Origin of the sequence: Nostoc foliaceum FACHB-393, assembly GCF_014698505.1 — a bacterium.
In the GTDB taxonomy this organism is placed as follows: Bacteria; Cyanobacteriota; Cyanobacteriia; order Cyanobacteriales; family Nostocaceae; genus Nostoc; species Nostoc foliaceum_A.
Genome location: NZ_JACJTD010000009.1, coordinates 39391 through 58850, shown reverse-complemented (window position 1 = coordinate 58850; position 19460 = coordinate 39391). Strand labels below are relative to the sequence as shown.

General features: G+C 40.8%; 13 protein-coding genes. 10 read left to right on the top strand and 3 right to left on the bottom strand.

The window, feature by feature from the left end:
- The first annotated feature begins 36 nt into the window (after window positions 1-36).
- From H6G92_RS10235 to H6G92_RS10225, 3 genes are all read left to right on the top strand, one after another.
- Window positions 37-546 carry a helix-turn-helix domain-containing protein gene (locus H6G92_RS10235; RefSeq protein WP_190893411.1) on the top strand — a complete coding sequence of 170 codons (510 nt, stop codon included), beginning with the start codon at window positions 37-39 and terminating at the stop codon, window positions 544-546.
- Window positions 528-1118, top strand: a complete 591-nt coding sequence (locus H6G92_RS10230) for an IS630 family transposase (protein WP_190893619.1) — start codon at window positions 528-530, stop codon at window positions 1116-1118. The genes H6G92_RS10235 and H6G92_RS10230 overlap by 19 nt, the downstream gene beginning before the upstream one ends.
- A gap of 893 nt (window positions 1119-2011) precedes the next feature.
- On the top strand, window positions 2012-3001 hold the full coding sequence (locus tag H6G92_RS10225) for a hypothetical protein (protein ID WP_190893409.1): 990 nt from the start codon (window positions 2012-2014) through the stop codon (window positions 2999-3001).
- 236 nt (window positions 3002-3237) lie between these two features.
- Here the strand turns inward: H6G92_RS10225 and H6G92_RS10220 are convergent, their stop codons facing one another.
- The gene (locus H6G92_RS10220; RefSeq protein WP_190893407.1) at window positions 3238-4626 is read right to left on the bottom strand and encodes a cytochrome P450; all 1389 of its coding nucleotides are present in this window, start codon (window positions 4624-4626) and stop codon (window positions 3238-3240) included.
- Between the two features lie 781 nt (window positions 4627-5407).
- On the opposite strand from H6G92_RS10220, the gene H6G92_RS10215 reads away from it, so the two are divergent.
- Window positions 5408-6418, top strand: a complete 1011-nt coding sequence (locus H6G92_RS10215) for a glycosyltransferase family 2 protein (protein ID WP_190893405.1) — start codon at window positions 5408-5410, stop codon at window positions 6416-6418.
- A 144-nt stretch (window positions 6419-6562) separates the two neighbouring features.
- Here H6G92_RS10215 and H6G92_RS10210 read toward each other — a convergent pair whose 3' ends face one another.
- Window positions 6563-8668, bottom strand: a complete 2106-nt coding sequence (locus H6G92_RS10210; RefSeq protein ID WP_190893403.1) for an acylase — start codon at window positions 8666-8668, stop codon at window positions 6563-6565.
- 515 nt (window positions 8669-9183) lie between these two features.
- Between H6G92_RS10210 and H6G92_RS10205 the strand changes: the two genes are divergently transcribed.
- The 3 genes from H6G92_RS10205 to H6G92_RS10195 are packed head-to-tail and all read left to right on the top strand — an operon-like array spanning window position 9184 to window position 12089.
- Window positions 9184-10215 carry a FecCD family ABC transporter permease gene (locus H6G92_RS10205; RefSeq protein ID WP_190893401.1) on the top strand — a complete coding sequence of 344 codons (1032 nt, stop codon included), beginning with the start codon at window positions 9184-9186 and terminating at the stop codon, window positions 10213-10215.
- Window positions 10212-11252 (top strand): FecCD family ABC transporter permease, encoded by a 1041-nt coding sequence (locus H6G92_RS10200; protein ID WP_190893399.1) that lies wholly within the window; start codon window positions 10212-10214, stop codon window positions 11250-11252. The genes H6G92_RS10205 and H6G92_RS10200 overlap by 4 nt, the downstream gene beginning before the upstream one ends.
- Before the next feature lie 18 nt (window positions 11253-11270).
- Window positions 11271-12089, top strand: coding sequence for an ABC transporter ATP-binding protein (locus tag H6G92_RS10195; RefSeq protein WP_190893397.1), 819 nt, complete (start codon window positions 11271-11273; stop codon window positions 12087-12089).
- Window positions 12090-12277: 188 nt separating this feature from the next.
- Here H6G92_RS10195 and H6G92_RS10190 read toward each other — a convergent pair whose 3' ends face one another.
- Complete coding sequence (locus tag H6G92_RS10190) at window positions 12278-13507, bottom strand: AAA family ATPase (protein ID WP_190893395.1); 1230 nt, start codon at window positions 13505-13507, stop codon at window positions 12278-12280.
- Between the two features lie 71 nt (window positions 13508-13578).
- On the opposite strand from H6G92_RS10190, the gene H6G92_RS10185 reads away from it, so the two are divergent.
- The 3 genes from H6G92_RS10185 to H6G92_RS10175 all read left to right on the top strand — a co-directional run bounded on the left by H6G92_RS10185 (window position 13579) and on the right by H6G92_RS10175 (window position 19431).
- On the top strand, window positions 13579-13809 hold the full coding sequence (locus H6G92_RS10185) for a hypothetical protein (protein ID WP_190893393.1): 231 nt from the start codon (window positions 13579-13581) through the stop codon (window positions 13807-13809).
- Between the two features lie 166 nt (window positions 13810-13975).
- On the top strand, window positions 13976-16816 hold the full coding sequence (locus H6G92_RS10180; RefSeq protein WP_190893391.1) for a beta strand repeat-containing protein: 2841 nt from the start codon (window positions 13976-13978) through the stop codon (window positions 16814-16816).
- Window positions 16817-16830: 14 nt separating this feature from the next.
- Window positions 16831-19431, top strand: coding sequence for a CHAT domain-containing protein (locus tag H6G92_RS10175; protein WP_190893389.1), 2601 nt, complete (start codon window positions 16831-16833; stop codon window positions 19429-19431).
- Window positions 19432-19460 lie beyond the last annotated feature (29 nt).

Here is a 19460-nt window from a genome sequence, read left to right as displayed (position 1 = left end):
TAATGGAGAAAACAAACTCGAGAAATTAAAATAACCATGAGCCGCCCTTTTAGGATTGAAATCACAGAGAGCGAAGAAGAACTTAAAAAACGTTTACAAACAGCTAATTTGGGAAACCAAAAAGAAAAACTTATTATGCTGTGGTGGATAAAAAGCGGACAGGTTCAGGAGCAGCAAGAAATTGCAAAACGCTTGGCAAAAGATACCTCAACTGTGACAAGGTGGTTGCAAAAGTATAGATCAGGTGGGCTATGTGAATTATTGTCAATCAAAAAAGCTCCAGGAGCAGAACGGAAAATTCATGACGTAGCGATCGCAGCACTCAAAGAGGAATTAAAAACAGGAAAAGGCTTTAGTAGCTATGGTGCAATAGTTGAGTGGTTGAAACAAGAACATGGACTAAATATCGAGTATGCAACGGTTTATTCCTGGGTTCGATATCGATTAGGAGCAAAGCTAAAAGTTCCTCGTCCTCAAAGCCACAAACAAGATGAAAAATTGGTGTCTGAGTTTAAAAAAAACTCGGAATTATTCTCAAGTGTCTAGAAGAATATCTAGCCCAAGGAAAATGCGTTCATTACCTATGTCAGGATGAAACTAGGGTGGGATTAAAAACTCTGACAGGAAAAGTTATTACGGCTTCTGGAATCAAGCCAACTGTATCTGTTAAATGGGAAAGAGAAAATTTTTGGATTTATGGTGCAATTGAACCATTAACAGGAAAATATTTCCAACAAGAATACCCCAAACTTAACGGTGACTATTTTCAACAATTCGTAGACTGGCTATCTCAGCAATTAGGCTCAGATTATGCAATTTTACAAATTGACCAAGCTCCTGCTCATGTTAGTTATGCAATTAATTGGCCCGAAAATATTATTCCTCTGCTTCAACCACCTTATTCTCCCGAACTGAACCCGATTGAAAGGCTTTGGCAGTTCCTCAAAAAGTCGCTTAAAAATGAATTATTTTCTTCTATACAAAATTTACGCGTAGGCGTAGCCCGCCGTAGGCATCGCATACAGCAATTGTTCGAGCAACTTACATTTGAGCAGGTAATTTCTGTTTCCTCTTATAACTTCATTTTAGAAGCCCTTTTCTATGCAGCTTCATATTAAATTGGTATAAGAGGGCGTTTTAAAAGTTCTCTTGTTGGTAGCAAAGCTATGACTAGCCCCAATACTGCTCGGTTAAAGGAAATATAGATGGTAGAATCAAGAATAATTTGTTCATGTAAATTATACGCGAACAAAATGATTCAACAAATTCAGGCTTCAGGGGAAGTAGCATTACTTAGTTGTTGTATTTTGCGTTACTAAGCACACGAAAAAAGCAAGCTTATTGGTGGTATAAATTACACGCTACCAAACCAATTTTTCCACAACTCAACCCAACAAATTGAGCAAATATAAGCATTTGGGTAAGGCTGGAGGCCTTGCTCATATTGATACTGTCCTCTCCGTAGCTAGAAGAACTCAAATCAATCACTTAACTTCGTGCATCGACTCTCTTCGTCAAAATTGGGTGGACTTGTACGATAGCCTCAAAGAGAAAAAGTAAGTCTAATTATCCGATTTGTTGTTCACGTAGTTCTTACGCGAACACTATTTTCTTTGTTTTACCCTCTATTTCCCCTTAACCGAGCAGTATTGTCGCCGCTAGTCATATTCCTGCCATTATCCTCACTGGGAGTAATCATTAAAACAGTTTTAGTGATAAAATCTAAAAACTCAATTATAAGCAAAATCAAGCTAAAGATAATTCTAAAAATTACCCAAAATATAAGTTTTTCAAATATCAATGCTAAGGATTTCATGAGATTAAAGTCAATGTACAGTAAATTTTTTCACTAGAAGATAGCCTATAAAATGCCTAAAGTTAGAATTACTAAAAACTTATTAATATCTATTGTTTAGAAAAACGGGAGTCGTAAAATAAATCTACTGAAACTCATTTTCTCAACATTAATGTAACAGAATATTACGTATTAACTGCTAAAGTTTAAATAATAATGAATGACAATAATGGACAACTTAGTATATTGACTCGAAATTATTTTAAAAAAAAATTTCCGTTACTATATGATATTTGCTATGAAAACTATAAAGGATTGGTTAGAAATCCCCAATGGCTGTTAATGCGGAAATTAGCGAGATTTCGTATAGGGCGATTTCTAAGAGAGTTTTTCTTAAAAGCTACAGCTAAATCATCTAATTTTTATGTAAGTGAATCTCCTACTTTATTCCCATATATCGACGTAAATTTAGTAGTTGAAAGTCTCAAGAAAGATGGGTTTTATTTAGGTATCAATCTACCTCAAAATATAGTAGAAGAAATAGTCTCTTTTGCACACTCTAATCCTTGTTATATCCATCGCCAATGCAGATTGGGATTCTATTATTCTCAGAAGGAATTAGCAGAAATTGCTTATGGTGAACCGTTGACTTTAGCTGGTTACTTCAACACAGCTTTGCTTTGTCCTGCTATTTTGCAACTGCAGAACGATCCTAAATTATTGGCAATAGCTGCCAAATTTTTAGAACATGAACCTGCACATCAATGTAATCAACTGTGGTGGAGTTTTTCTGGAGAGGTAACAGATGAACAAAGGAGACAAACATTTCAAATGTTTCACTATGATATGGATGATTATCGATTTTTAAAATTTTTCTTTTATTTGACAGATGTTGATGCAAATAGCGGCGCTCATATCTGCATTCGAGGTAGTCATAAACAAAAGAAACTCTCACATTTATTGCTACCTAAATCAGAAACTGATGCAGAAATTATTAATTATTATACTAAAGGCTCATTAGTGACTATTTGTGGTAATGCAGGCTTTGGATTCGTTGAAGATACATTTTGTTTTCATAAAAGCAAAACTCCAATTAATCGAGACCGTCTCATATTACAACTTGAATATGCCATAACTGACTATGGTATGCAGCATGATACACGAGACATTTCAAGTTTGCGATTCCTCGTTAACCCGAAATTATAATTTCAAACAATCAAAATAAATTAAACACCCATCTGCTAAGGTCGTATAGCCAATTTAGCAGGTGTCGCGTACCGCGGTATTTTACCCTGATCTTCCCACGAGATCCCACGAGATGTGATTCATCCTCTTATATTTCAATACGCCACTTGCTCCAGTTGGGCGAAACCCCGAACTGGAGCAAGTGGCGTGGGTTAGAGGAAGAGATCAATAACTGCCTAAAATCTTTTTCGCTACTGCTAATTAGAAGTATGTACGTGTTGAGGTTTCCCGTCTTTAGAAGCGTTTGACACAATCTGTTTGAGTTGCACCTTCAGCCCGTTTTCCGGGCGTAAGGTGATTGAAGGCTGTGGCACGATTGGGTATCCTGGCACTAAATCTATTTGGAAGCGTTGAGCAATAGTCGCCAATAACAAAGCCGCTTCCATCTGAGCAAAACCTTTACCAATACAAATCCTTGGTCCATCCCCAAAAGGTATATATACTCCTTTAGGAAGTTCTTTTTCAAACTCCTGTGTCCAACGTTCTGGTTGAAAAGCTTCAGGATTCTCAAAATACTTTGGATGACGGTGCATTACCCATTGGCTAATCATGATTGCCATGCCTTGGGGAATTTCGTACTCACCAATCTGGGTATCTACTGCTGCTTCCCGCCCCATGAGAGGGACTGGAGGATATAATCGCATTGATTCTTTGATAATTTGCTGTGTATAAACTAACTGCCCAAGGTCTTCGAGTGTTGGTAACTTTCCTTGCAGAACTTGATTTAGCTCTAATTCTAATTTTTCACGCACTTCGGGATTTTGTGCCAAGAGCAACCACGTCCAGGATAAAGCATTTGCAGTAGTTTCATGCCCTGCCAACATCAAGGTAGCGACTTCATCTCGCAGCAGTTTATCATCCATCTGCTGAAGAGTTTGTTCGTCTTTCGCTTCCATTAGCATTGTCAACAAATCATTGGTTTTTTCCCCACTGTTGCGACGCTCTTGAATCAGTTTGTAGATAGCTTCATCCATTTGGGCAATGGCATGACGATAACGGATGTTTTCAGGTCTTGGCAACCACTCCAACACCAGAAAATTCTGCCGTCGCTTACTTTCAAACCACTGCATTGCCACATCTAGTGCATTGGCAACAACTTTTGTTTCTCCTGCATCTACATCAGTGCTAAATATGCACTTCATAACTATTTGCAGCGTCAAATGCATCATATCTGCATGAACGTCATGAGTTTCACCATCGTGCCAAGTTTGAAGCATTCGGTTGGTGTACTCTACCATTATTTGGCTATATCCATTAATCCGTTTTTGGTGAAATACTGGTTGGGCAAGACGACGTTGCCAAAACCAGGATTCTCCTTCTGCGCTTAACAACCCTTCTCCTAGTAAGGTTTTTAAGGCGCGTAAGCCTCGGCTTTTAATAAAATCGTTGCGGTTTTTTAGAACTTCTTCTATGTATTCAGGATTAGTTACTAAAAAAGTCGGAGTTAACCCTAACTGTAGGGGAATAATATCACCATAGTCACGACAACGGGTAAGAAATCCTAATGGGTCTTGTCCAAGTTCAAATAAATGTCCAACAATAGAGTTAACAGGTGGTGCTGATAACTCGAATACATTGAGAGCCATAGTAAAAACCCTCTAGGTTCGTGTGTATTCAAGAACCTTAATTCACCATTAATATTGAATTCTTCATCACATAGAGAGATTTTTTGGTAAATACACTTTGTCAGTTAACCGAAAAGTTCTCGCATTAAGTGCAGTTTCCGATCCAAAAATGCCTATTTTATTAGCCCAGATTTTGCCAAGCCTCCTCCTTTAGGTCATATTTACCCAGGTTCTTCAGGCGTTGATCCCTGGTAAATTAGCAAAGGTGTTGCCTATATGATGTGCTTATTCTATAATCTCTTGTGACCAACCCTTTTAAGACTTAAGGAAAAAAGTCAGATTTACAACCGAGTAAGTTACAGCTTTCACATAGCTTGGTAATATCTTTATCACACAAAAGTACGATAGTTGAAGTGAGCCTAAGTAAATAAACATTGTTCTATCGACTCTTTTAGGGAATCTGATACTTGAAACTTATTGCTTAATAGCTTAAAAAGCTTACAAGAAAAGGCTTGCATGATTTCCAAGTGCATTATTATCAAATAATGCACTTGGAAATTATGAAAGAAGCGTTAAAACCCAACTTTTTATCCATGTAAGGTGGAACTAAAAATAGTTAGAGTTATGTTTGTATGCTTATTATTCAGGCTCCTAGAGGTATAAAATATCCTGTTATTCCTTTTGTAACAATATCCCTTTTTACTGGGGGAGAGTCAAAAAGGATACTCAATCAGTCGAGGTAACTTTTCGTTACATATTTTGAAATTTTCCCACTCACCTACATAGTCTGGAATTCAATGTCGTGAATCCTAAAGTATCTGTCATTATCCCTGCTTACAATACTGAAGCTTATATTGCGAAGGCAATAGAGTCAGCCTTGGAGCAAACGCTCAAAGATATTGAAGTTATCATTGTCGATGATGGTTCAAGTGACAAAACTGTAGAAGTAGCTAAAAGTTTTACAGACCAACGTCTCAAAATAGTTAATCAACAAAACCTTGGGGTTTCTGCTGCGCGTAATCGTGCCCTCAAAGCAGCCCAAGGAGAATGGATTGCTGTTCTTGATTCAGATGACTGGTATGATCCCGAAAGATTAGAAAAGCTTGTATTGCTGGCAGATGAAACAAATGCAGATATGATTGCTGATGATCTGTATTTAATTAAAGATGGTGCAACATCTCCTTGGAGTACATTGATTGAAGAAAGTGGAGAACATATAGATAAAATTCTCCAAATAGATATAGTTTCTTTTGTAGAAACTGATGTCTATGGAAAACCAGGGTTACATCTTGGTTTAAGCAAGCCTATATTTAAACGAAAATTTCTGATTAAGCATGGCATTTTGTACGACGAAACTGTCAGCATAGCTGAGGACTTTTGGCTTGACATGAAATGCTTAATCAATGGTGCTCGCTTTTTTCTTGTGCCAAAACCCTATTATTTCTACCGTTCACGCCCCGGTTCTCTTGTATATAAAAGCCCATTGTTACGTCTAAATCAATATTGCAAAGCTACTAATTCTTTCATGCAACAAGAAGCTGTGAAAAACAATCCAGCTTTAATGCGTGCTCTTTTTTATAATCTTGAAGTCTATAAAAAAAATCTAGCTTATTCTCAAGTTGTAGAGCCTATCAAACAAGGAAAATGGTTAAAGGCATTAACACAAATGAGGAAAAACCCATCCTTTTTTTATGATTTTCTTTCCCGATTTAACAATATTATCAAACGTCGAATTCAATACTATGTGATGGGTAATAAATCAGTTTTTGACATTTCTTATAACCTCCAGAGAAAACGAAAAACTAGCAATTAGTACTATAGCAATCCGAAATGAAACGTGGATATCTCTCAATTTTTCAACTCTTGTACAGACAGAATAAGATTCTGGGGAAACAGTAGTAGCTCAGTAGCCTGATATTTGGTAATCTGATCTTTCATAGCTGTCTCCCCAGAATCCTCAGAATATTTTACGTTCTTCTAGATGAGCAAGAATATCTGAGCGCGATCGCCATACAGGACGCAACTTTTTGTTAGCAAACATCTGTAACTGATCGCCAATGTGAGGCGATCCGGGTTGAGATGCATTACCGTAGCTGGTGAGTGCCATTGCCCGTACAGGGTTAGAAAATTCAATTGCAGCCACATAGGAATCACCTGCAAAGGCTTGGAACTGACCATTTTCTCCTGGAGCAGAATTCAGTACACGGAAAATTCCCAGGTTGCCATCCCCACCATTACTAGGCAAATCCTTATCACCCAATTTTAGCCGAAAAACCTGTCCCCACGGTACATCAAGCGCCCCATAGGTCTTTTCTACCTCTGCTGCGACTGCTTGCAGAGTTGCAACTGCACTTTCAGGATTAGCTAAACCATCGGGTGTGGTGCGTGGAGAATTTTCATTCCAGGGTTTACTAAAGGCCTTATCTAAGTCCATCTGTTGTACCCAAAAGGCAAATAATACGGCCCCGCGACTATCTGCATTGGCTTGCCGATCCCAGGCTTCTAGGACATTGGCTGCTTTTTGCCCTACGTCCTGACCGTACTTGCGTGCAGCTGGAATTAAATCATCCAAAATCCGATCAGCCAGTTCCATACGGGTAGAGTGCTTGTATGCAACCATTTCATCAAAAGAGATTTTGTCATCCTCAGCCAACATCCTTACAGAACGTTGGGAGCGGAAATCCATAAAACGAGGTGCCATGTAAGGTGGGTAATTATCTGCTTTAATGGCGGCTGGAAAGGTAGTTGTCCAAGGTGGATCATTTGTATTTTGTAACCAGCCACTCTTAGGGTCAACTATGCGCGGTAAATCTTGGTAAGGATGAATTTTTGTCCACAAGGTTTTAGATGTATTGCCTGGGATTATGCTTTGCCAGTATTCAAAATCACCCTTAGAGCGCACTGGAACTTGACCATTGAATAGGTGCATAATATGCCCTTCTCGATCTGCATACATCACCGTAAACATTGGTAGTTGCAAGCGCTTAAGTACGGCTTGGAACTGGCTAAGGTTGTTTGCTCGTGCCATATCCCACCATTGCTGGAGTACGCCTGGCCGGTCAAGACCTGCAACTCTCAGCGCCACGGCTTTACCTGCTTTCTCAGCTATTACAGGCCCATGAACAGAACTTTTTACTACTAATGGTTGCTCTTGCAAGGGGCCATCTTTCTGTTTCACCTTCAAGGAGAGGGTTTTTGTCTGGAAATTACGAACTTTGTCATCAAAGCGGTACCCATTACCTCCCAGTGTGAGTTCATAAAGATCCCAACCATCATAGGTGTTAACTGTGTGAGTCCAACCTAAGTTGTTGTTAAAGGCGATCGCTAATACAGGAATACCTACAAGTGTTGCTCCATAAGCATCAATTCCTGGTGCGGTGATTTGGGCTTCATACCACAAAAATAAATCTGACCAAGGTAAGTGTGGGTTTGCTAGCAACATTGCATTCCCATTAGCAGAATGACTTGGTGCGATCGCCCAACCATTAGATCCTGCTTGCAATTTTTCTTTGCTCAGATCTAATACTTCCTCTGGATTGACTACAAAGGTGAAATTGAGCACCCGATGTAAGTGAGCCATGACATCTTCTGCCTTGACTGGTAGCACCGCCTCAACTTGATCATCAATCAAGTTAGGATTTTGTTTTGCATAAGCATTGATCCCAGTGGCAAAAGCATCAAGATAACTACGAAAAGTTGGACTCTGTGCTTTGTACCAAGAACGAGCGCGTTCTGGTACTCCCGCAGTCTGTACCCAACGATCTGACTCTAGGTATTCCTCTCCCCAATATTCGGCGGCGCGTCCCCGTGCTTGACCATAGAGACGCAAAAGCAAATCTCCATGACTTTGCATTTGTGCCCAACCAAAGGCATAAAATGCACTCCGCTCATCTTTGCCGTAGATGTGCGGCACACCATAGGTATCCCATAATATCTCTGTGGATTTTGTTGGTACAGCTACGGTGCTGCTTCCGACAAACAAAACCATTATGAAACTGAGTATTAAGGGTAAAACGCGTATTGATTTTCTTTTGTAAACCCTAAGTAAAAGATCAATCCTCATGAACACCACCATTTACAGATGTAACGCCTGGTGACTGAAACTGCTATTGGTCAAAGAACAAGCAGGGGAGAAGAGTTTTCCCTTTGCCCTTCTGCACATCTGCAAAGGAACTTCCAAATAAAAAAACATCCAACTCTTTTTGTGGGGTAGGCCAAAGAGCCAGACCCTCAATAAGGGTGGACATCTTGTCCGCCCCACAAGTAGTAGTGATTTATTTCTTGGTAATCCTTAGAGCAGCCTCTTGATAACAAGGTAAAGCTGCACGCAAGTGACTTTGACAAAGCAGATTTAAGTTGATCTAACAATACCACTTTGTTGAGAAAGTATATCAAAGCTGGAACGGTATCCTTTATTCCGTTTAAAAAATCTGGAAAAGACTACGCGATCGTGTAATCTATATATTTATCAAGAAAGATTATCAACTCCAATGATTAAAAAGCTGTTAAATATTGAGAGTGCCTATTGAAAAAACAACCTACCAGCAGAGCGTAATATTTTCAAATAATGGCAGGATAATGATAAAAGCGACCACAGTATCACTTAGAGAATTGAAAAAGCCACCAATTACAGCCTTATTTGGTCTGGTTTTTGGACTGTGTATGCTGCTAATTTGTTTAGTATACAGTGTGACGCTAGGTGCAGCAGAAATACCTGTTAGCAAGATTTTGACATCTTTTATAGCCTTTGATGGTTCCTATGATCACTTAGTTATTCAGACTGTGAGATTACCGCGATCGCTAATTGCTATCCTTGTAGGTTCAGCCCTTGCTGTATCGGGAGCATTGATGCAGGGTTTGACGCGAAACCCCTTAGCAGATCCAGGTATTTTAGGTATTGAGTCGGGAGCCGCCCTTTTTGTCGTTGTGGCAATTTTTGTTTTTGGCAGCTCATCCCTAAGTGTTTACGCCCTTGTGGCATTTCTGGGCGCGGGAGTAACAGCGGTGTTAGTTTACATCCTTGGTTCTCTGGGACGGGGAGGAGCCACCCCACTGAATCTGACAGTAGCAGGAGCGGCGTTAACTGCTCTGATTTCTTCCTTCACCACCGGTATCCTCATTGTCAGTCAACAAACCCTCGAACAAGTTAGATTTTGGTTAGCTGGTTCGTTATCTGGTCGAGATTTTAATTTATTCTTACAACTACTACCTTTCGTCGGCATCGGATTAGTAATAGCTTTTGCCCTCGGCAGACAAATTACCACTATGAGTTTAGGTGAAGATGTCGCCAAAGGGTTGGGTCAACAGACAGCTTGGATAAAAATATTTACCGCTATCAGCGTAGTCTTACTAGCAGGAAGTTCCGTCGCTCTTGCAGGGCCAATCGGCTTCATTGGTTTAGTCGTTCCCCATATAGTGAGATTTTACATTAAAGCCGATTACCGTTGGATATTACCTTATTGTGCAGTTTTGGGTGCTATTTTACTCTTGGTTGCAGACATTGCCGCCCGTGTATTGCTCAAACCGCAGGAGTTACCTGTGGGTGTAATGACAGCAATAGTTGGCGCTCCTTTTTTTGTATACCTAGCTAAATCAAAGGTGAAAAAATGAGTTTTGATTGGCTAGTCATTCGTTCCCAAGCGATATCTTTCCGCATCGACCGACGTGTACCAATCATACTGCTATGTTTGGCAGTAGCGATCGCAGCGGCGATAGTGATGAATGTAGGGCGGGGTGAATATCCAATCTCGCCTTTAGATATCGTGAAAACTATATTGGGTTTAGATACAGGAAATCCAGACCATTCATTCGTGATTCAGAATCTCCGTCTACCCCGCACCCTTGTAGCTTTTATGGTAGGGATGGCGCTGGCAATTTCTGGGACTATCTTTCAAGGACTGACACGCAATCCATTGGCAGACCCTGGTATTATTGGCATCAATGCTGGGGCGAGTCTGGCGGCAGTTACAGTAATTGTACTATTTCCATCAGCACCAATTTACACATTGCCTCTATCAGCCTTTGCTGGTGCTTTGCTAATGGCAATTTTAATTTACTCGCTAGCTTGGAATAACGGTAGTTCCCCGATTCTATTAATTTTAATGGGTGTTGGTTTATCTGCGATCGCCAGTGCCATAACCAGCTTGATGATTACCTTTGGCGAAATTTATGACGTTAGTAATGCTTTGGTTTGGTTAGCTGGGAGCGTCTACGGCCGGACTTGGGAGCAAGTCTTTTCCTTACTACCTTGGTTAATTGTTTTTGTGCCTATGGCTTTGACACTAGCAAGGCATTTGAACGCTCTTAACTTAGGAGATGATGTCGCCAAAAGTCTAGGTAGCCAGGTGGAATGGCAACGTGGTTTACTGGTGCTGGTGGGTGTAGCTTTAGCAGGTGCAGGAGTTGCCACCGCCGGAAATATTGGTTTTGTTGGTTTAATCGCACCCCATTTAGGACGACAGTTGGTAGGTGCAACCCATGAAAGCTTAGTTCCTACCTCCGCACTGTTGGGGGGAGTGATTGTTGTTATGGCAGACTTGCTAGGAAGAACGCTATTTGCACCTATTGAACTTCCTTGTGGGGTGGTAACTGCTGCTGTTGGCGCTCCTTATTTTCTTTATTTATTAATTCGTAATCGCAAAAAATAAAGCTGAGAAATATCACCTATGAAAGGACTGTCAACCAAAAATCTGTCTTTAGCCTACGATGGTGCGCTGATTATCCGTGACCTGAATTTGGCAATCCCTAACGGACAAATTAGTGCTTTAGTTGGTGCTAATGGTTGTGGTAAATCAACGTTGTTAAGAGGTTTGGCAAGATTGCTTAAACCCTGTGGCGGTAATGTCTATCTTGATGGAACGTCTATTTTTAATCTTTCCACTAAAGAAGTAGCGCAGCAGTTAGGTATTTTACCCCAAGGGCCAGTAGCACCGGAAGGGTTAACAGTACAAGATTTAGTAGCACAAGGGCGTTACCCTTATCAAAATTGGTTGCAGCAGTGGTCGGCAAAAGATGAAAAAATCGTACAGCAGGCACTCTTAATTACAGATTTGTTGGAATTAGCAGATAGAGGATTAGATACTTTGTCTGGTGGACAACGACAGAGAGCTTGGATTGCAATGGCACTAGCGCAAGATACAGATATTTTACTTTTAGATGAACCGACTACTTTTTTGGATTTGACCCACCAAATAGAGATTTTGGATTTGTTGTATGAGTTGAACCAAACTCAGGGGCGAACAATTGTGATGGTGCTGCATGATTTAAATCAGGCTTGTCGTTATGCTGATTACTTAGTTGCAGTTAAAGATGGTCGAATTTTTGCTGCTGGCGAACCAGAGCTAGTCATGACTCAAGAAATGGTTCAGGAGGTTTTTGGATTGAAGTGTCGAATTATTCTTGACCCAGTTGTGGGGACACCGATGTGTTTACCTATAGGACGCAAGGGTAAAGGAAGTGAATTATCCCACTCTGCCAGAGCCTGAGAGTTGGGAGAGAAGGGTAAGGCGCAAAGGAAGAGAAGAAAGAGAAGAAAGAAATGCTTAACTGAACTGTATTGCAAGAAAATCTGCCGCCGATTTTGCTAAAGTTGTTCAGAATTCAAGTATCAGCAATATTGATTCTGACAGGAGGCGGAGCGTCTCCGGCTCCGCTCCTGAATTCTCCTTTGATTTTAGTTTTCTAAATCTTTGCTGCTAACAGTTGTGCTGATCATTTGTTCTCGCAAAATTGCAACTTGAGAAATCATGATTTTCTCTAACGCACCATCTTCCATTGCTCCCATCCAACGAATCATTGACGAGAGAAATAGTTCTTTGAGGTAGGCAAAAGAAAAGCCTTCGGTTAATGCAACCATCTGACTCACAGCCGGCTCAGACAAGCCCATAGCAGTTTTTAATTTATCATTCCATAATGTGATGTAGGCTTCTCGTTCTGGGATAGCTGGCAAGTCAAAATGATATTTGCGGTCAAAGCGACTGGGGCGATCGCTAATTGCTGAATCTAAACGTTCTGGATGATTAGTGGTTGCAATGGTCACAATTCCTTCATTAGAGGCAAAGCCATCAAGTTCATTTAAAAAGAAAGAGCGATTTTCATCATTCAATAGAGAATCAATATCTTCTAATACCAAAATACAAGGGGCTGACTGCCGTGCCTGTTTGAATACATTACGGATATTTTCGCTATCAGTTGCATACTCAGATTTAAAGCTTTTAACATATAAACAAGGCTGCTGCATTTGATTAATTAATGCTTTAACTGTATGGGTTTTACCATTCCCAGGCGAGCCAATTAATAAAATACCACGTTTCCAAGGAACACTATAATTTGTGTAAGTTTCGCGGGATGCAAAGAAGGTTATCAGGTCATCTTGAATGTCTTGTTTCAGAGTGCTATGCAAGACGAGATTATCAAAATTTGCGCTTTGAATAGATTGAAACAACTCTGGGTTTTTATTCCAGTACCCATCTTCAAAAACTAAAAGTTCATCACGAATTTCTGAGTTCCAATCACAAACTGCGGCGAAAAAGTTTTTAGCTAATTTTGTGCTGTTAGCTAAAATCCAAAAATGGCGAGTTTTGCAATAACCTTCATGCCAACTCATTAAAAGTACATTAAGTTTTTCTCCTTGCCATGAAACTTCAAAACTGGCATTTTCAGTAAAATTGTAAATCTCGTTCTCCATACCATTCCAACCAGTGAGGATTTGGTTATGGATATGAGTATCATATTGAATTTTGCAGAGGTTTGCCTCAGCGTACTTTTCTAAATTAAACGAACTATCATTACTTCCTAGCAATGTTTTTTTTGGGTAAATAGCTGCTAACTGCTGACTAACATGATAGGAAATAGCATCATTAGGTAAGCTAAGTGCTTCTGTAATTAGTTTTTGAATTTTCATGTTTATTTATTCTTCTGGTTAACTGGCACTTAGAAAGATATCAAATTAGGATAATCTAATCTAACATTAAGATGTCAGTAATGTGTGCAGTCAAGAGATTAGCAACGCGATCGCCTAGATTTAAACTATCAGATGGATACACTGTTATAGATGCAGCCGATGCCGATGATCGTGAGAGTGGGGCAGTTATGGAGTCCCTTAAAGCCGCGTCTCTGGAATTGGATGCAATCGAGTGTCAATTCATCAAGGACACTGACCTTTCAGGTTTAGTAAAAGCTTTCTTGCTAGTACAAATAAATTAACAAATAAAACATGAGTGCGATAGCACGATAATGGAATTTGGATTTATATAGAGATTCTGTCTTCAACAATTTTTTACAATTGGACAAAATCTCCATTCTTGGTAAACCTAAAAAAATCAAAGAGTGTTATTATTTATAACAACAATTAATATTTATTTTGTAAAAATTGTTTAAATTTTTAAGAGAACTGTTACTTTTTACATTAGCCCTTTCGGCGCTGAGTTCTTTTATTTTTGGAAAAAACCATGTCCTCGCCGAAATTAAAACTGATACCACCTTGGGAAGTGAATCATCAATCTTAATCCAAGAGGTTGAGGTTAAAGAAGCAATAGGCGATGTCTACGACGGGCTACGCCTACGCATCGATGGTGGTGCAGTCCGAGGAGCAAACCTATTTCACAGCTTTGGCGAATTTAGCATTGGTGATGGACAACGGGTTTACTTCTCTAACCCCACGGGAGTAGAGAATATCCTCACGAGAGTCACAGGTAATAACCGCTCCAATATTTTGGGGACATTAGGGGTTTTAGGTAATGCAAATCTGTTTTTAATTAACCCCAATGGTATTGTATTTGGAGCCAATTCAAGATTAGACATTGCAGGTTCTTTTGTAGCGAGTACAGCTGATAGTTTGAGATTTGATAACAATTTTGCTTTTAGTGCTAGTAATCCCCAAATTCCTCCCTTGTTGACTGTCAATGTACCTCTTGGCTTACAATTTGCCGCAAATCCAGGTAGTATCCTTAACCAATCCACTGTTAAGGATAGTAATGGTGAAATTGTCGGACTCCAAGTGCAACCGCAAAGAACCCTTGCACTTGTGGGAGGCGATATTTTTCTAGAACAAGGGAGGATGAAAGCAGATGGGGGACAGATAGAATTGGGATCTGTCTTCGGTAATGGTCTTGTCCAGTTGAACTGGTCATTTGCCTCTGATGCTATTCCTCTGACATTAAGCTATGAAGGCATTGAAAATTATCGGGATATCCAATTGTCTCGTAGGGCTGAAATCATTGCTAATTCTGACACCATTAGTCAAAGTATAGGTAGCGTTCATCTCCAAGGTAGGCGAGTCACTCTCAGCGAAGAATCAGGAGTTTTTAACCGCAATAGAGGTTCTGGAAAGCCAGGAAGTGTCATTATCAACGCCACAGATTTGGTAGAAATGAGTGGAGGTTCCCCGATTGACGAGAACAGTCTAATCAATGTCGCTAATTCTGGTTCTGGAGAGGGAAGCAGCGTAATTATTAACACTAGCCGATTGATTATGGGGGATGGCTCAGGTATTTTTGCTAACACCAGAGGTGTAGGTCAAGGTGGAAGAATAATTGTGAATGCCTTGAATTCTGTAGAACTCTTTGGAACTTCATTCAATGGGTCTTCTACTGGTCTTTTTGCCACAACTCAGACCCAGGGAAGAGGCGGCAATATAACGATTGATACTGGACGGTTAATCGTTAAAGATGGAGGAGTCGTATCGGTTTCTACTTTCAACACGGGTCAGGGAGGAGAACTGACAGTGATTGCGAAAGAATTTGTAGAGCTAAGTGGAATATACGGGGGTGGACGGAATTCCAGCGGCTTGTTTGCTCAATCTAATATAGGTGCTACAGGTAATGCTGGAAATTTAACAATTAAAACTGGGCAGTTAGTTATCCGTAACGGCGCACAGATAGGAACATCCACTTTCTCTTCAGGGAATGGCGGAACAATGATTGTGGATGCCTCTAAGTCTGTGGAAGCCAACGGTACAGCCATAAGAAGCGATGGTTCTCAAGTAAGTAGCGGCATATTCAGTTCAGTTGGAAGGCGACCAGACATTACACAACCGACTGGCAAGGGAGGAGATATAACAATCAACACTAGTCGCTTAGTAGTTCAAGATGGAGCACAAATCCAAGCTAATACTTTTGCTAGAGGAGCGGGAGGAACATTAACTCTCAACGTAGAGAATTTACTGATTCAAAACGGGGGAGAAGTTGGCGCTAGCACTTTTAATGAGGGTTTAGGGGGAAAGGTGACTGTGAATGCCTTGGAATCTATAGAAGTATCTGGTTCTGGAATAGGAGATACTGGGTTGGGAAATTCTAGTATTCGTAGAGTTAATAGTATATTGTCTGCTGGTTCACAAGGGTTCGGAAATTCTGGCAATCTCACAATTGCTACAAAGAATTTGGTTGTGCGAGATGGAGGTCAAGTTACTGTTAGTGGTTTGGGAGTAGGCAATCCAGGTAATTTAGATATCACCGCCAAGGCTATCTTACTGAACGAAGGAGCGCTCTCTGCTACCACAGCCTCTGGTAGTGAAGCTAACATTCAGCTTAGAGTATCCGATTTGGTAGTATTGCGGAATAATAGTTCAATTAGTGCCCAAGCCTTCGACAAAGGTGATGGCGGCAATATCAATATTGATACAAGTTTTGTGGTCGCTGTCCCCAATGAAAATAGCGACATCATTGCCAACGCCTTCGAGGGTTCGGGAGGCAAAATTAATATTACCGCTCAGGGTATTTTTGGATTGCAATTCCGTGAAACTTTAACACCCCTCAGTGACATCAACGCCAGTTCAGAACTGGGAATTAATGGAGTTGTAGACATTAACACACCCGATGTCGACCCCAGTCGCGGACTAGCGAATTTGCCCACAAATATAGTAGATGCTTCCACACTCATTGCCCAAACCTGTAAGAGTGCTGGGGGAGTAATAGCCAATCAACAAAGTGAATTTATAGTCACTGGGCGAGGTGGTTTGCCACCTAACCCCATTGAGCCACTTAGCACTGATGCCATCTGGCAAGACTTGCAACCCCACGCATTGCTTAATGAACAGATCAGTGGCTCTCAACAAAAGGTAAGCTTAGTTTCACAAACACCTGCTGCGATCGCCGAAGCTCAAGGATGGGTAACTAATGCTGATGGTACTATTACCCTTGTAGCTCAAGCTCCCACTACTACTCCTCACAACTCTTCACTCACACCTATTAATTGTCCAGTTGCCCAAAACTGATGTTGGACTCTCAGATGGCAAAAAAACAGCCAAGATTTTTGCGTAAAGCTCTAGCTTTTCTGCTTTGTGTGCTAACGGGGATGAGTCTAACTCTGATGCTCAAATTCAGGCAAGTTACAGCCTCTTCTGTTCAACCTCTGCTTGTAGAAGAGAAAATAGAGCAGAGATCAACACAATATTTATCGAACTCAAATTTAATTAAACAAGGTAGAGAACTGTACCAAGCAGAACGATATGCTGAAGCTGTAAATATTTGGCAATTGGCACTCAAAGCAGAAAAGAATTTATCGTCTCAAGCTATGTTGCTAAATTATCTCTCCTTGGCTTACCAGCAGTTGGGACAGTGGCAGCAGGCAACTAAGACAATTAGCTCTAGCTTGAATTTAATCCAAAACTCCAAACAGACAACAGCACAAACAAAACTTATCCTTGCCCAAGCGCTCAACACTCAAGGAAGTTTGCAATTAGCTCAAGGTAAAACAGAAGAAGCTCTCAATAGTTGGCAACAGGCAACTGCCATTTATACCACAGCAGGCTATACACAAGGCAGAATTGGCAGTTTAATTAATCAAGCTCAAGCCCAACAAGCTCTAGGGCTTTATCTCCAAGCTCGTAAAACCCTAGCAGAAGTAGAACAAACACTAGAGAATCAACCAGACCGGCAGTTAAAAACTACAGGATTGCGTAGCCTGGGCAACGTTCTTAAATCAGTGGGCGCTTTCGCTGATTCTCGCAGAGTTTTACAGCAAAGTTTGCAAATGCTACAGGGTGGCGCTAATGCGTCACAACAAGAATTGAGTGCCACCTTACTCAGCCTGGGTAACACAGCTTATGCCCAAAGCAATACAGATGCAGCATTGGCATACTACGAACAGGCTGCAACTACTGCCTCTGCAAGCAGCATGACGCAGATTCAGTCTCAAATCAATCAACTCCAGCTTTTGATAGCAACTGGACAAACGAAAAAAGCCGAGAATCTCTTGCTAAAAATCCAGCCAAAGTTTAGTAATTTACCTCCCAGTCGCTCAACAATTTACTCTCGCATCAACCTTGCCAAAAGTTTGGTGAAACTGGGAACTAAAGGAAACGCTGAATCTGCTAAACTACTGGCGATCGCAATTCAAGAAGCTCAAAACTTAAGTGACCAACAAGCAGAATCTTATGCTTTGGGTTATCTAGGTAGACTATATGAACAAACTCAGCAGTGGTCAAATGCTCAAGATTTAACCCAGCAGGCTTTGCAAATAGCTCAAGCCATTAATGCTCCACATATTAGTTATCAGTGGCAATGGCAATTAGGACGCATTTTAAAAGCCCAAGGGGAAATCAAGCCAGCAACATCTGCCTACGAAGTAGCTTTCACAACATTAAAATCTCTGCGTAGCGATTTGGTGGCGATTAACAGTGATATTCAATTTTCCTTCCGTGAAGCTGTAGAGCCTGTATATCGTGACTATGTACAATTACTGTTAAATCCGGGCGAAAGCGTAGAACCTAGTCAGGTGGAACTAAAACAAGCTCGTCAAGTAATTGAATCACTACAACTAGCAGAACTCGACAACTTCTTTCGTTCAGCTTGTCTACAAGGACAGATAGTACCGATTGAGCAGATTCAACAATCAGAAGCAGCGGTAATTTATCCCATTATTCTCCCAGACCGACTAGAAGTAATTCTGAGTTTACCTCAGCAGCCACTACGCCACTATGCCACCAAAATAACTCAACACGAAGTAGAAGAAGTTATAGAGCAACTTAGAGAAAATTTAGAAAAGCCTTTCACAACCCCTGAAGGGAAATTATTATCTGCAAAAGTTTATGACTGGTTAATTCGCCCTGTGGAAGCAGAACTGTCTGAAAGTCAGGTGAAAACATTAGTTTTCGTCTTAGATGGTGCTTTGCGGAATGTGGCGATCGCAGCCTTGTATGATGGCAAACAGTATTTGGTAGAGAAATACAGTATTGCCCTTACGCCTGGGTTAGAGCTATTAGGGCCCCGTCCTTTACGCCAAGGTAGGCTAAAAACTTTGGTCGCTGGACTCACAGAAGCACGACATGGGTTTAGTTCCTTACCAAATGTCAGTGACGAATTAAAAGCAATTGAGTCGGAAGTCCCTAGCGAAGTTCTCGTGAATCAGAAATTTACTAGTTCAGAATTACGAAAACAGATTGACTCTGTGCCCTTCTCTGTAGTGCATCTGGCAACTCATGGTCAATTTAGTTCCAATGCTGATGAAACCTTTGTGCTGGCTTGGGATAAACCGATTAAACTCAACGAACTAAAAGATTTGCTTCGCAGCAGAGAGCAAACTACACCTGAGCCAATTGAATTACTCGTTCTCAGTGCTTGCGAAACTGCCGAGGGAGACAAACGAGCAGCTTTAGGACTGGCTGGGGTGGCAATTCAAGCAGGTGCACGCAGTACCTTAGCTTCTCTTTGGAGTTTGGATGATGAATCTGGTGCTCGCCTCATTGGTCAATTTTATAAAGAATTGGCAACAAAGCAGGTGACAAAAGCAGAAGCACTGCGGCAAGCTCAACTCTCTCTTTTAAAAGACCCAGATTACCGCCATCCTTTACATTGGGCATCTTACGTCTTGCTGGGAAATTGGCTCTAGTGGGTTGTTAAAAAATTTTTTGGCTTTGT